The sequence below is a fragment of the Lentzea sp. CC55 genome, assembly GCF_021056325.1.
GTDB classification, from domain to species: Bacteria; Actinomycetota; Actinomycetes; order Mycobacteriales; family Pseudonocardiaceae; genus Lentzea; species Lentzea jiangxiensis.
Map to the genome: position 1 here is coordinate 138505 of NZ_JAJCXE010000027.1, position 12822 is coordinate 151326.

Annotated in this window: 14 protein-coding genes; 5 read left to right on the forward strand and 9 right to left on the reverse strand. The window is 68.1% G+C overall.

What is annotated here, in order from left to right; all coding sequences use genetic code 11:
- Window positions 1–1335, reverse strand: a complete 1335-nt coding sequence (locus L6E10_RS23320) for a sugar ABC transporter substrate-binding protein (RefSeq protein WP_236221657.1) — start codon at window positions 1333–1335, stop codon at window positions 1–3.
- A 72-nt stretch (window positions 1336–1407) separates the two neighbouring features.
- A complete protein-coding gene (locus L6E10_RS23325) occupies window positions 1408–2169 on the reverse strand; it encodes a DeoR/GlpR family DNA-binding transcription regulator (protein ID WP_236221658.1) in 762 nt (253 codons plus the stop codon).
- A 276-nt stretch (window positions 2170–2445) separates the two neighbouring features.
- Here L6E10_RS23325 and L6E10_RS23330 point away from each other — a divergent pair, with 276 nt between their 5' ends.
- From L6E10_RS23330 to L6E10_RS23345, 4 genes are read left to right on the forward strand one after another with little or no spacing between them, the layout of a single operon-like run.
- Window positions 2446–2931 (forward strand): DUF6346 domain-containing protein, encoded by a 486-nt coding sequence (locus L6E10_RS23330; protein ID WP_236221659.1) that lies wholly within the window; start codon window positions 2446–2448, stop codon window positions 2929–2931.
- The gene (locus tag L6E10_RS23335) at window positions 2932–3396 is read left to right on the forward strand and encodes a YbaB/EbfC family nucleoid-associated protein (protein ID WP_236221660.1); all 465 of its coding nucleotides are present in this window, start codon (window positions 2932–2934) and stop codon (window positions 3394–3396) included. It abuts the gene before it with no gap.
- 5 nt (window positions 3397–3401) lie between these two features.
- The gene (locus tag L6E10_RS23340; RefSeq protein WP_236221661.1) at window positions 3402–3740 is read left to right on the forward strand and encodes a type VII secretion target; all 339 of its coding nucleotides are present in this window, start codon (window positions 3402–3404) and stop codon (window positions 3738–3740) included.
- Complete coding sequence (locus L6E10_RS23345; protein WP_236221662.1) at window positions 3737–4612, forward strand: WXG100 family type VII secretion target; 876 nt, start codon at window positions 3737–3739, stop codon at window positions 4610–4612. Before L6E10_RS23340 ends, L6E10_RS23345 begins: the two co-directional genes overlap by 4 nt.
- A 37-nt stretch (window positions 4613–4649) precedes the next feature.
- Here the strand turns inward: L6E10_RS23345 and L6E10_RS23350 are convergent, their stop codons facing one another.
- The 7 genes from L6E10_RS23350 to L6E10_RS23380 form a co-directional block, all read right to left on the reverse strand.
- Complete coding sequence (locus tag L6E10_RS23350) at window positions 4650–6131, reverse strand: glycoside hydrolase family 13 protein (RefSeq protein WP_236221663.1); 1482 nt, start codon at window positions 6129–6131, stop codon at window positions 4650–4652.
- An 11-nt stretch (window positions 6132–6142) separates the two neighbouring features.
- Window positions 6143–6976, reverse strand: a complete 834-nt coding sequence (locus tag L6E10_RS23355; RefSeq protein WP_236221664.1) for a carbohydrate ABC transporter permease — start codon at window positions 6974–6976, stop codon at window positions 6143–6145.
- Window positions 6973–7830 (reverse strand): carbohydrate ABC transporter permease, encoded by an 858-nt coding sequence (locus L6E10_RS23360; protein ID WP_236221665.1) that lies wholly within the window; start codon window positions 7828–7830, stop codon window positions 6973–6975. Before L6E10_RS23360 ends, L6E10_RS23355 begins: the two co-directional genes overlap by 4 nt.
- A complete protein-coding gene (locus tag L6E10_RS23365; RefSeq protein WP_236221666.1) occupies window positions 7831–9168 on the reverse strand; it encodes an ABC transporter substrate-binding protein in 1338 nt (445 codons plus the stop codon).
- Window positions 9169–9276: 108 nt separating this feature from the next.
- On the reverse strand, window positions 9277–10260 hold the full coding sequence (locus tag L6E10_RS23370) for a LacI family DNA-binding transcriptional regulator (RefSeq protein WP_236221667.1): 984 nt from the start codon (window positions 10258–10260) through the stop codon (window positions 9277–9279).
- 195 nt (window positions 10261–10455) lie between these two features.
- Window positions 10456–11589, reverse strand: a complete 1134-nt coding sequence (locus L6E10_RS23375; RefSeq protein WP_236221668.1) for a hypothetical protein — start codon at window positions 11587–11589, stop codon at window positions 10456–10458.
- Between the two features lie 90 nt (window positions 11590–11679).
- Window positions 11680–12477, reverse strand: coding sequence for a FadR/GntR family transcriptional regulator (locus L6E10_RS23380; RefSeq protein ID WP_236221669.1), 798 nt, complete (start codon window positions 12475–12477; stop codon window positions 11680–11682).
- A gap of 157 nt (window positions 12478–12634) precedes the next feature.
- On the opposite strand from L6E10_RS23380, the gene L6E10_RS23385 reads away from it, so the two are divergent.
- Window positions 12635–12787 (forward strand): hypothetical protein, encoded by a 153-nt coding sequence (locus tag L6E10_RS23385; protein WP_236221670.1) that lies wholly within the window; start codon window positions 12635–12637, stop codon window positions 12785–12787.
- The last annotated feature ends 35 nt before the right edge of the window (window positions 12788–12822 follow it).

Genomic DNA, 12822 nt, shown 5'->3' on the forward strand with positions numbered 1-12822 from the left:
TCACTGTCCCTTGTACTTCGCCGCGACCTTCTCGGCGAGACCCTGGCCGTTGTTCAGCGCGTCGTCCACCGACGTCGCACCCGCGATCGCCGAGCTGATCTGCTGCGACACCTGCGTGCCCAGGTCGGTGAACTCGGGGATGCCGACGAACTGGATGCCGGGCGCCGGGCGCTCCTGCACACCGGGGTTCAGCGGCTTCGCGCTCTTGATCGCGGCCTCGGCCATCGCGGAGAAGCTGCCGGAGGACTGCTTGTACTCGGGACGCTGGTAGGTCGACGCACGCTTGCCGTCGGGGAGCTTCGACCAGCCGAGGTTCTTGCCGACGAGCTCCTCGTAGCCCTTGCCCGACGCCCAGGAGACGAACTTCCAGGCGTTCTCCTGCTTCTTCGACGCCTTCTGGATGCCGAACGCCCAGGTGTAGAGCCAGCCGGAGCTGTCGGTCTTCACGACCGGCGCCTGGGTGAAGCCGAGCTTGCCCTTGACCGGCGAGTCGTTCGCCTCGAGCAGACCGGCGGCGACCGTGGCGTCGTACCACATCGCGACCTTGCCCTGCGTCATGTTGTTGAGGCACTCGGCGAAGCCGGCCTGCGGGGCGCCGTTCTCGCCGTGGTTGCGGACGAGGTCGACGTAGAACTTGGTGGCCTCCTTGAACTCCGGCGCGTTGACCTGCGCCTGCCAGTCCTTGGTGAACCACGTGCCGCCGAAGGTGTTCACGACCGTCGTGAGCGGCGCCATGACCTGGCCCCAGCCCGGCTGGCCGCGCAGGCAGATGCCGCGGACCTCGGGGGTGGCGACCTTCGCGGCGGCCTCGGCGACCTGCTGCCAGGTCGGCTTGTCGGGCAGCGTGACGCCCTTGGCCTCGAAGATGTCCTTGCGGTACATGAGGAACGACGACTCGCCGTAGAACGGCTGCGCGTAGACCTTGCCGTCGGCGGCGGTCAGCGACTGGCGGATCGGCTCCAGGATGTCGGCCTGGTCGAACGCGCTGTCCTTCGCGACGAAGTCGTCCATCGGCGCCAACCAGCCGTTCTTGGCGAACATCGGCGTCTCGTAGTTGGAGATCGTCGCCACGTCGTACTGGCCGGCCTGGCTGGAGAAGTCCTGGCTGATCTTGTCGCGGACGTCGTTCTCGGGCAGCACGGTGAAGTTCACCTTGATGCCGGTGTCCTTGGTGAAGTTGTCCGCGGTGAGCTTCTGCAGGTCCTGCATCTGCGGGTTGTTCACCATCAGCACGTTCACCGAGTTCTCACCACCACCCCCGCCGCCTGCTCCGGAGCAGGCGGAAGCCAGCAGCAACACCGCGGTGGCGGCTCCGAGTGTGCGAATCGACGACATCGTCGGTTCCTTTCCAGGGTTTTCGGGCGCGCTGAAGAAGGGGGATGGAGCGCCCGAAGGGGTGAGGGCAGGTCAGGCTCTGATGACCTTGGGGCCTAGCAGGGTGTAGCGGTGGGCCTCGTGGGCGCTGAGGCCGCTGTCGGTGACGATCGCCTCCAGGTCGGAGACCTCGGCGAACCGGTGGAAGCTGGAGACGCCGAACTTCGTGTGCGTCCCGACGAAGATCTTGCGCCGGGACGAGCTGAGCGCCTTGGCCTTGACCGCGCCGACCGCCGGGTCGGGTGTGGTCAGGCCGTGCTCGCGGGAGATGCCGTTGGCCCCGATGTAGGCGAGGTCGATGACCATCTCGCCGAGCATCCTGGTGGTCCAGTGGTCCACAGTGGCCAGTGTGTGGCCCCTGACGCGCCCGCCCAGCAGCAGGACGGTGCACGACGGGTGCTCGGACATCGCCGCCGCGGTCGGCAGCGACGCGGTGATGATCGTGAGCGGGTTGGTGGTCGGCAGCGCCTCCGCGACGAGCTGCGGCGTGTAACCCTCGTCGATGAAGACGGTCTCGGCGTCGTCGAGCCGTTCGGCGGCCGCCTTCGCGATGCGGCGCTTCTCCGGGACGTGCGATCCGGCCCGGAACCTCAGGCCGGTCTCGAAGCCGGCGCTCTCGACCGGGACGCCGCCGCCGTGCGTGCGGCGGACCAAGCCGTGCTCGTCGAGCACGCGCAGGTCGCGTCGAACCGTCTCGGGCGCGACGCGCAGTTCCTGCGCCATCTCCACCACGTCGACGCGGCCGTCGGCGCGGGCCCTGGCCAGGATGCGACGTTTGCGTTCCTCGGCTCGCATTTCACCTGCCCACTCGGCTATCGGTATGCCCGTTCGGGCTGTGCATAGATGAAACACCCTGGTAACACTGTGGTCGCTACCACAACTGGGTGCAATCCTGCCCGATTTTCGCCCGCTTCGTCCCAGGTGAGACCGCATTCACACAGTTCGGCCAGACTGGGCACGCCCGAACTGGCCCCCAGAGCTGCCCGAATGGTCTCCAGGTGGCCGCCGAACTCGGTGGAACCGGGCGGACCGGGACGAAGTCCAACCAGGACGGACGAGGGGACGAGGCGCATGAGGTGGATCGCTGGGCCGCTCGCCCTGGTGGTCTTGTGGCTCGGGGTGTGGCTGGGTCTCACCGGCTTCACGCGGTTCGACCCGGTCGCGGGGACGAACACCAGACCGGTCGCGGACCGGGGTGTCGCCCGCGTGACCGACTGCACGAGCAGGGGACCGGTCAGCAGGCACGGCTTCGGCACCTGGTGGATCTGCCGGGCCGACGTCGAGTGGGAGGACGGGACCACGGCGCGGGTGACGGCCGAGCCGGGCCAGCTCACACCGTCCGACGAGGGCGCCGCGGTGCCCGTCGTGCAGCGGGGTGAGGGGAAGGTCCGGGGCGGCTCCGGTAATGCGCCGGTGTACCGCGCCGATTTCGAACCGAGCGTCGTGCTCGGCATCGGATCGGTGCTCGGGGGTCTGGCGGTAGGTGGGATCGGGGCGCTGGCCGTGGTGGGAGCGGCCGCCTCCCGGCGCAAGAAGGCACAGGAGAGGGACTACTAGATGAACCCGGCAGCAGCCGATCCCGACGCGATGATGCGTCAGTGGAACGCGCAGATCCAGGCCAAGCTCCGGCAGGCCGACGAGATGAAGCAGGTCGCGAACGCGGTCAGGGTGACGCAGCGTTCCTCCGACGGCTCGGTGTCCGTGACGGTCGACCAGAACGGTGTCGTCTCGGCGCTGGACCTGACCGACGCGGCGCTGCGCAAGCAGCCCGCGCGGCTGTCCGCCGAGATCCTCGGCGTGATGCGCACCGCCCAGGCGCAGATCGCGTCCCGGATGCAGGAGGCCATGGCGCCGATCATCGGCGACGACTCCGCGACCATGGGCGCGCTGGTGGGCGGGTACCACGAGCGCTTCCCCGAGCCCCCGCCCGGGGAACCGGTCGCGCCGCCGCGTCCCACCGGTCCCGCTGACGACGACGACTTCGGCGGGCACAACTTCGCCCGCGACGACAAGGGGTGGTGAGGCGCATGACCGCGCCGGGGTTCAACGTCCAGACGCAGGCGATGCGCGAGCACGCCAGGCGGCTCGACGGCATCGTGAGGCAGATCGAGACGGCCCAGCAGGCCATCGGGCAGGCGCGGATCAACGGCGCCAACGCGTACGGCATCCTCTGCAGCCCGCTGCTGGAGCCGATCATGGGCACCATCGAGGCGGCCGGCACCGGTGCCGTCACCACCGCGCACGGCGTCGTCAACGCCACTGTGGACGGTGTCAACGGGATGGCCGACACCTACGACACCGTCGACCAGGCGCTCGGCGGCAATTTCACGAAGATCGTCGAAAAGCTCGGGGAGCTGACGTCATGACCGCACCGAACCCGCTGGTGGCCGCCGCCCCGGAGGCTCCGGGCGCGCTCGCCGGCCTCAACCTCGTCGAGCCGGCGGCGGACGCGGTCGCCGCCGTCCAGCGCGGTGACTGGGCCGAGGCGGGCATCAACGTCCTCGGCGCGGGCATCGACGCGCTGGGCTTCCTGACCGACCCGTTCGGCACGCTGCTGTCGTCGGCGTTCGCGTGGTTCATCGAGCACGTCGAGCCGTTGAAGTCGATGCTGGACTCGCTGGCGGGCAACCCGGGCGTGATCAACCAGAACGCCGCGACCTGGGGCAACGTCGCCGATCACCTCAAGAGGGCCGGCGAGGACATGACGCGGGTGGTCGAGAACGACACCAGCGCGTGGCAGGGTGCCGCGATCACCGCCTACAGCGCGGTGGCCAAGGCGGAGGCGACCGGCGTGAAGGCGGCCGGTCTCGCCGCCGAGGGCGTCGGTGCCGCGCTGACCGGTGCGGGCGTCGCCGTCGCCACGGTCCGGACGATCGTGCGCGACCTGATCTCGATGGCGATGAGCGAGCTGGTGCAGGCGCTGATCAGGTGGGCGGCCGCCGCGCTGCTCACGGTCGGGCTCGCGACGCCGGGCATCGTCGCCGACGGCATCCGGCTGGTCATGAAGTGGGCCAAGAAGGTCTCGGACTGGCTCGACAAGGTGATCACGACCATCCGCAACCTCTCGAAGGTCGTCGACAAGATCTTCGAGATCCTGGAGAAGTGCAAGACCGGCCTGCAGGCGATCATGCCGAAAGCCGCGGCGGACGCCATCGTCGACACGACGGCCATCGGCATCGCGAAGAACCTGCCGACCGAGGCCGCGAAGGCCGACGACTCACCCTACGCGACGAGGTGACGCTCCGGGGGTGGCCTCCCGGCCACCCCCGGTCCTCTCAGCCGAGCCAGGCCGCGGCGTCGGGCGGCAGCTGGCCGTTGCTGAGCGGAACGCTGGACAACGACGGCACGGCGGGGAGTTCCACCGGCTTCTCCGACAGGTTGACGACGCAGGTGTGGCCGCCCCGCCTGAACGCCAGCACGTCCTCGCCGAGGTCGAGCCACTCGAGGTCGCCGCTGATGCCGCGGCGCCGCGCGAACACCTCGCGGTACAGGGCGAGCATCGAGTCGGGGTCGTCCGTCTGGGCCTCGACCGAGAACCGCTGCCAGTTCTCGGGCTGCGGCAACCAGCTCGGACCGTCTTCCGACGACCAGGGGAGAGGCACGCGGCAGCCGTCGCGCCCCCGGTCGGTGAAGCCGGAACGGTGCCACACCGGGTCCTCGCGCAGCTCGTCCGGCAGGTCCTCGACCTCCCAGAGACCGAGTTCCTCACCCTGGTAGACGTAGACGCCACCGGGCAGCGCCGCCGTGAGCATGATCGCCGCGCGTGCCCGGCGGGTGCCCAGTTCGAAGTCGGTGGGGGCGCCGTGCTGCCTGTCCGCGAACGAGAAACCCGTCTTCTCGCGGCCGTAGCGGGTCACGTGCCGCGTGACGTCGTGGTTGGAGAGCACCCAGGTCGGCGGTGCGCCGACGGGTTCGTGCGCCGCCAGCGTGCTGTCGACGACCTTCCTGAGCTCCCGGGCGTTCCAGGGGCAGCAGAGGAAGTCGAAGTTGAACGCGCTGTGCATCTCGTCCCGGCGGAGGTAGCGGGCGAACCGCTCCGGGTCCGGCAGCCACATCTCGCCGACCAGGATGCGGTCGCCGTCGTAGGAGTCGACGATCCGGCGCCACCGCCGGTAGATCTCGTGCACGCCGTCCTGGTCGGAGTAGGGCAGCTCCGCGTCGGGCTTGGAGAAGTCCTTCACCAGGCCGTCGGCCACGTCGATGCGGAACCCGTCGACGCCGCGGTCGAGCCAGAACCGCAGGATGTCGTCGAACTCGTCGTGGACGACCGGGTTCTCCCAGTTGAGGTCCGGCTGCTCGGCGGCGTAGAGGTGCAGGTACCAGCGGCCGTCGTCGAGCCTGCTCCACGCCGGGCCGCCGAAGCGCGACTGCCAGTCGTTCGGGATCTCCTCGCCCTCGCGGATGTGGAAGCGGTCCCACAGGCCGTTCTCGAACCACGGGTGCTGGTCGCTGCAGTGGTTCGGGACGAGATCGATGATGACCCGGATGCCGAGCCCGTGCGCGTCCGCGATGAGCTTCTCGGCGTCGGCGAGCGACCCGAACACCGGCTCGATGTCGCGGTAGTCGGCCACGTCGTAGCCGCCGTCGGCCAGCGGGCTCGGGTACCAGGGGTTGAGCCAGATCGCGTCGAAGCCGAGGCTCGCGATGTGCTGGAGCCTGGCGCGCAGGCCCGCGATGTCGCCGATGCCGTCACCGTTGCCGTCCGCGAAGCTGCGCAGGTAGACCTGGTAGATGGATGCGTTGCGCCACCAACTCATCTGGTGTCCTTTCAGCCTTTTACGCCGCCCGCGGTGAGCCCCGCGAGGATGTGCCGCTGGAACGCCAGGAACAGCGCCACCATCGGCAGGCTCGCCAGCACGAGGCCCGCGAGCAGGAGGTTGATCGGGGTGTCCGGCGCGAAGCGTTGGAGCGCGACGCTGAGCGTCTGCCGCGCCGGGTCGGGGAACACGAGCAACGGCCAGATGAAGTCCTTCCACGCCGCCACGACGGCGAAGATCGAGACGACGGCGAGGATGGGCCGCGAGATCGGCAGGACGACCCTGACCAGGGTCGTCCACGTGCCCGCGCCGTCGATCCTGGCCGCCTCCAGCAGTTCCTCGGGGACCTGGTCGAAGAACCGCTTGAGCAGGTAGACGTTCAGCGCGTTGGCGGCGGCCGGCAGCCAGATGCCCGCCGGGTTGTTGAGCAGGCCGAGGTCGGTGAGCGTGAGGTACACCGGCACCAGCACGGCCGTCGACGGCAGCATCAGCGTCGCCAGCATCAGGCCCATGACGACGTTGCCGAACATCGGCCGGAGCTTGCTGAGCGCGTAGGCCGCGGGAACGATCACGGCCATCTGCACCGCCCACGCGCCGATCGCGACGACGAAGGTGTTGAGGAAGAACCGGCCGAGGTCCATGTAGTTCCAGGCGTCGGCGTACGCGCCCGGCTCCCACGTCTCCGGCAGGATCGTCGGTGGCTGCCGCGCCAGCTCCGCCGGGGGCTTGAAGGCGCCGAGCAGCACCCAGACCAGCGGCAACAGGAACGCGGCGGTGAACAGGACCAGCGTGCCGGCGAGGACGACCCAGTAGAGCGGGCCGTTGTTCTTGGTGAGCGTCCTCATCCGTCGGCCTTCTTCGTGATCTGGAGGTAGAGGAAGGAGAAGACGCCCAGCACCGCGAAGAGGATGAGGCTCAGCGCGCTCGCGGTGCCGAAGTCGTTGTAGTAGAAGGCGTAGCGGTAGAGCAGGAGCAGCACCGTGACCGTCGACTCCTCCGGGCCGCCGCCGGTCATGATGAACGGCTCGGTGAAGATCTGCATGGTCGCCACGACCTGCAGCAGCAGGAGCATCAGGATCACGAACTTGGTCTGCGGGACCGTGATGTGCCAGACCTTCCTGACCAGGCTCGCGCCGTCCAGGTCCGCCGCCTCGTACAGCTCACCGGGGATGGTCTGCAGCGCCGCCAGGTAGATGAGCGTCGCCGAGCCCATGTTCGCCCAGGTGATCACCAGGACGAGGCTGATCATGCTGGTGCCGGCGGAGTCCAGCCACTGCAGCGGGGGCAGGCCGAGTCCTCTGAGGACGGAGTTGAACAGCCCCGGTCCCGGGTCGTAGAACCACTTCCACAGCAGTGCCGTGACGACCGGCGGCAGCATCACCGGCAGGTAGACCAGCAACCGGAAGTAGCCCTTGGCGTGCCGCAGCTCGTTGAGCACCACGGCCGTCAGGAACGGGACCCCGAACCCGATGAGCAGGGCCAGGACCGTGAAGTAGAACGTGTTGCGCCACGCCACCCCGAACAGCGGGTCCGCGAAGAGCCGCTCGAAGTTCTCCCAGCCCACCCAGTCGGGACTCGTGACGAAGTCGACCTGCTGGAAGCTCAGGACCACCCCGCGCACGATCGGATACCAGGAGAAGACCGCGAAGACGACCAGCGCGGCACTCAGGAAGCCGTACGCGGTGACGTGGCGCCGCACTCACTTCACCTGCGCCAGGACGGCGTTGACCTTGGTCTCCGCATCCTTCAGCAGTGCCGCGTGATCCGCGTCCCTGTTCGTGAGCGTCGCCTGCACGACGCTGTCGAGGATCGCGTAGACCTGCTGCGCCTGCGGCGGTTCGAGCGAGCCCCTGGTCCTCTCCGAACCGTCCACGTAGGCCTGGAAGTTCTGCACCGGCATCGTGGCGTACTTGGCCTTCAGCTCTTCCTGCTGCTTGCGCGGCTCACCGGTCCAGATGTCGGAGATCGGCGGGATCGGCAGGCCGACGGGCTGACCGCGGTCCTTGTACTTCCGCAGGTTGCCCTCGAGGCGGTCCGGGTTCAGGTACTTCCACTGGATCCACTTCAAGCCGGCCTTGATCTTCTCCGGCGACGCCTTGGGGTTGATCATGTACCCCTCGCCGCCGAGCAGGGTGCCCTTCTGCTCCGGGATCGCGGCCAGGCCGTAGTCGTCGTACCTGCCCTTGAACTGGTTGACGATCGCGGCGACGTTGTCCGGCGCGGCCAGGTACATGCCGAGCTGGCCCGCGCCCATCATGTTCTGCACGTCGCCGATCTCCAGGAGTTGCTTCTCGCCCATGGAGCCGTCGTCCCAGCGCATCTCCTTGAGCCTGCGCAGGACCTCCCTGCCCTTGTCGTTGTCGAAGTCGGCCACGTACCTGTCGCCGTCCCTGCGGGCGATGTCACCGCCGACGGACTTCATCCAGGTCGTGAAGTGCCAGCCGCCCTGGTTGCTCTTGCTGTACTCCGCGAACCCGGTGACCCCGGCGTCCTTGAGCTTCCTGGCCGCCTGCCGGACCTCGTCCCACGTCTTCGGCGGCGAGTTCGGGTCGAGCCCCGCCTTGGTGAAGTTGGTGCGGCTGTAGAGCAGGCCCATCGTGTAGTTGGCGGTGGGCAGCCCGTAGACCTTGCCGTCGACCGTGAAGACGTCCTTGAGCTCCTGCTTGAGGTCGCCGTAGTGCGGCACGTCCTTGACGTAGGCCGTCAGGTCGGCGGCCTGCTTGCGCGCGATGAGCGCCGCGGGATCGGTGAAGTAGACGTAGAAGACGTCCTCCAGCTGTCCGCCCGCGAGCTTGGCGGAGAACGTCTTCGGGTCCATGAACCCCTCGTGCGGCACGAGGTCGATGTCCGGGTTCGCGTTCTCGAACTCCGCGACGTCCTCGTCGAAGACCTTGCGGTCGAACGCCTGCGTCTGCGGCGGCTGACCGTTGACGTTGATCTGGACCTTGCCGCCGGACTCGGGCGTGGAATCGCTCCCACAGCCGACCGAGCTCAGGGCCAGGACACCGCCAATCAGCACGGCAGCGGACTTCTTCATGGTGGAGCCGCCCTTCTCGCGAGCGCGTCGATGTGACGGCGACCATAAGACGCCGTTACATCTGAACGCAATATCCAGACGAAAACTCGCAAGAAGTCGACTGACCTGCTACCTGGCTGGAGCGGTCGACGCCCTCACCACCAACTCGGGCTCGAAGAGCAGCTCGTCCGGTGCCACGGCGTTGCCGGAGATCTGGTTGGCCAGCAGCTCCACAGCTGCCCGCCCCATCGACTCGATGGGCTGGCGAACGGTGGTCAGCGGCGGATCAGTGCAGGTCATGAAGGCGGAATCGTCGTACCCGATGATCGACACGTCCTTGGGCACGTCCAGCCCGGCCCGCCTGACGGCCCTTATCGCACCCAGCGCCAACGGGTCGCTGGCGCAGATGATCGCCGTGACCCCGCGCTGCACCAGCTTCGTGGCCGCCGCCTGCCCACCCTCCAGGCTGAACATGGCGTGCTCGACGTCCGCACCGCCACTCTTGGTGATGGCCTCGAGCTTCCGCTGGCTGGGCACGTGGTCCGGCGGTCCCAGCACGGCCCCGATCCTCCTGTGCCCCAACGACGTGAGATGCCCGTACGCCTGCTCGACCGCCACCGCGTCATCGCACGAGACCCGCGGGAACGCCAGGTCGTCTATGGCGGCGTTGACCAGCACCGCGGGCAGTTTCCGGGACATCATCTGCTGGTAGTGCCCGTGACTGGCGTCCTTCTGCGCGTACAACCCGCCGGCGAACACGATCCCGCTGACGTGCTGCTCGAGCAGCAGCTCCAGGTACTCGGCCTCCGTCACCCCGCCGGCCGTCCTGGTGCACAACACGGGCGTGAAACCCCTTTGCGCCAACGCGTTCCCGACCACGTCCGCGAACGCGGGGAAGATCGGGTTCTGCAACTCGGGCAACACGAGCCCCACGAGCCTCGCCCGCTCACCCCTGAGCTGCGTCGGCCGCTCGTATCCCAGCACGTCAAGTGCGGTGAGCACAGCGCTGCGCGTGGCGTCCGAGACACCCGGCTTGCCGTTCAGCACCCGGCTGACGGTGGCCTCGCTGACCCCGACCTTGGCCGCGACCTCGGCCAGCCTCCGTTGCGTCATGGCGCAAGTGTACGCAATTTCTTGCGTCCGTTTGCAAGCCGCGCTCACCCGCTCGGCAGGCGACCGCGGCCACGCGCTTCGCGAGCCCGGGCATGGGGACATCGCCGGGTTCCTTGCTTCCTCGGGTGCCTCGCCCTCAAGGCGAGTCCGTGCACCAGGTGGACTGGTTCCGGCGCATGCCGAACGGCGGCACCGTCAATGCCGCGCCTCCCGCCACATCAGAGCCACCCCGTGACCGGGGAGCAGCCACGACCGAACGGTGAGGTCGTCCAGGTCGTCCGCCTTCAGCCACTGCCCGGTCACCGTGTTGGAGCGGAACAGGAACGGCATGATGGAGAACTCGTGCCCGGGGGAGTGGTCGACCGCGAGCCCTCGTGCCTCGAAGCAGATCTGTTCCACATAGGACGGATAAGGCGCCTGCCAGTAGCAGAAGCCCTCGTTGGTCCGCTGCAACATCCGCGACGTGATCGTCAACCCGCGGATCGCGCTCACCAGGTGGTCTTCGGCGATTCCGCTGAGGTCGCACTCGAAGATGCGCAGGTCCCCGAGGTGGCTGTGCGGGCTCCGCTTCGGCTGGGTGCTCGTGGACTCGCGGAAGAAGGTCAGGTAGTTCGGCCACTGGTCGAACTTCACCTCGAGCAGCGGGATCTGGCTCGGTGCGGCGGAACGGCTCACGCCGTCGTGGTCGATGTAGTCGATGGCGATCTTCGTCGAGTGCAGGACGTCGTCGACCGAGTCGAGGAACAGCGACGGGTCGGTGATGTAGTACAGCTCGAAGAGCGGGTAGCGGCAGGCGGCGCTGATGGTGTCCCGCAGCAGCACGTCACTGGTGGCGAAGATGACGAACCGGTCGACCGGAACGCTGTGCCGGAACTGGTAGCTCTGCGTCGTGATCAGGTGGTAGGTCTTGGCGTTGATGCCCTGGAGCTCCAGCTTCACCGTCGTGTTCGTGCTGATCGTGAGGTCTTTGCCGTGCGGGCGCAGGCCGTCGCCCCCCAGCACGCCGGAGACGACGTCCTGGTTCGCCTCGTGCGAGCCGTAGATCGAGGAGAGGAACGTGCGCAGCACGTCGTTCGGCAGCAGGTGTTCGACGATGCTCGGACCTGAGATCTGGCTCAGCTCGCTGACCAGGCGGCGGTGCAGGAACAGCTCGTAGGCGAGGAGCAGGAAGCCGGCCAGCGCGGGCAACGGCCAGAACACGACGAGAACGTCGTGCAGGAGGTTGCGGGTCTCCGGTTGCCAGAGGAACGCGACCGCCAGGTCCGCGGCTGCCAGGACGAGCAACGCGATCGCGACAGCCAGCGCTTGTTTGTGCCTGCGCGCCGCCACCACTCGCCGCCCGCCCCCTCACTCCGCGTTCGTGCATACATGGTGGGAGTGATGGGGGACGAGCGCCAGAGCCTTTCGGTGCACGCCGTATCAGCGCGACTTGCCCCAGATCGGGTTGTCCGACACCCCTACGTACGTGCTGAGAGTCGCCCTGGGTGTCGTGTCGTCCGCTGCCACGTCGTCGTACAGACCCAGCAGATGCGTGGTCATCGCGCTCTTCGCGCCCACTTCGTCGTGCCGGCGCAGGAACCAGACGATCTGGTCGTGTTCGTTGGCGGAACGGATGTGCACCTCACGAGAAGGGTGCGCGTGCCGCTTGCAGTCCTGCAGGCCGGGCACGAGTGCCTGGTACATCTGCTCGAGGAGCTCGTTGTGGCTGGCCCGGATCAGCGCCGAGTGGAACTCCTCGTCCGACTCCAGGACCTCTTGGACGTCGTCGACGGGCGCGCGCTGGTAGCGGCGGTTCAGCTTGGCCAGCTCGTCCAGCTCACCGTCCCCCGCCCGGACCGCGGCCAGGCTGGTGGCCGTGGTCTCGAGCGCGATCCGCACTTCCAGCAGGTCCGACTGGGAGAACTGGCGGGCCGCGAGCCGGCCTTCCAGGTGTTCCTCCACGGCCGTCAGGTCGGTGCGGCGCACGAACCAGCCCAGACCGCGTCGCACCTCGACGATGCCCTGGAGCTGGAGGCGCTGCAGAGCCGTGCGCAGCGACGACCGCGCGACGTCGAGCTTGCGGGCCAGTTCCGGTTCGGTGGGGAGGCGGTCTCCCGCGTTGAGGGTGCCGCCGATGATCTGCTCGCGGAGCTTCTGCTCGATCAGTTCCGGCAGAGGCCGTCGCGAGTCCGGCGAGAGCGCCCAGCTCTCACCGAGATGCGTGTCGTCGGCGGACATCGGTCCAGCTTAGGCCTGCTGCGGACAGGTTGCAACTTGTCTGGCAACCAGTCGACGGTTGACAGACAACATACAAGGCGAGACCCTGAACACAGGTGAGACGCCCAGGACCGCCCACTCCTGGGAGCCCACGCTCGCCTGGTCGGGAGGTAACGAGATGTCTGCAGGGAGTGCACTCGGAATAGCAGCCGCCGTAGCAGTCGCCGTCACCGCTATCGGTTGGCGCACCGTGCTCACGATGATCGTCGTGTCGGTCATCGCGCTCGCCGTCGTCGGCTTCGTGAACGTCACCAGCATCATGTTCGGGTGAGAAAGACCAGCGGGAAGTCGGTGCCCCGGTCCGCG

Bases quoted from the DNA above. Each gene is read 5' to 3' on its own strand.
- L6E10_RS23320 (WP_236221657.1), bottom strand. From the start codon at position 1,335: ATGTCGTCGATTCGCACACTCGGAGCCGCCACCGCGGTGTTGCTGCTG.
- L6E10_RS23325 (WP_236221658.1), bottom strand. From the start codon at position 2,169: ATGCGAGCCGAGGAACGCAAACGTCGCATCCTGGCCAGGGCCCGCGCC.
- L6E10_RS23330 (WP_236221659.1), top strand. From the start codon at position 2,446: ATGAGGTGGATCGCTGGGCCGCTCGCCCTGGTGGTCTTGTGGCTCGGG.
- L6E10_RS23335 (WP_236221660.1), top strand. From the start codon at position 2,932: ATGAACCCGGCAGCAGCCGATCCCGACGCGATGATGCGTCAGTGGAAC.
- L6E10_RS23340 (WP_236221661.1), top strand. From the start codon at position 3,402: ATGACCGCGCCGGGGTTCAACGTCCAGACGCAGGCGATGCGCGAGCAC.
- L6E10_RS23345 (WP_236221662.1), top strand. From the start codon at position 3,737: ATGACCGCACCGAACCCGCTGGTGGCCGCCGCCCCGGAGGCTCCGGGC.
- L6E10_RS23350 (WP_236221663.1), bottom strand. From the start codon at position 6,131: ATGAGTTGGTGGCGCAACGCATCCATCTACCAGGTCTACCTGCGCAGC.
- L6E10_RS23355 (WP_236221664.1), bottom strand. From the start codon at position 6,976: ATGAGGACGCTCACCAAGAACAACGGCCCGCTCTACTGGGTCGTCCTC.
- L6E10_RS23365 (WP_236221666.1), bottom strand. From the start codon at position 9,168: ATGAAGAAGTCCGCTGCCGTGCTGATTGGCGGTGTCCTGGCCCTGAGC.
- L6E10_RS23370 (WP_236221667.1), bottom strand. From the start codon at position 10,260: ATGACGCAACGGAGGCTGGCCGAGGTCGCGGCCAAGGTCGGGGTCAGC.
- L6E10_RS23380 (WP_236221669.1), bottom strand. From the start codon at position 12,477: ATGTCCGCCGACGACACGCATCTCGGTGAGAGCTGGGCGCTCTCGCCG.
- L6E10_RS23385 (WP_236221670.1), top strand. From the start codon at position 12,635: ATGTCTGCAGGGAGTGCACTCGGAATAGCAGCCGCCGTAGCAGTCGCC.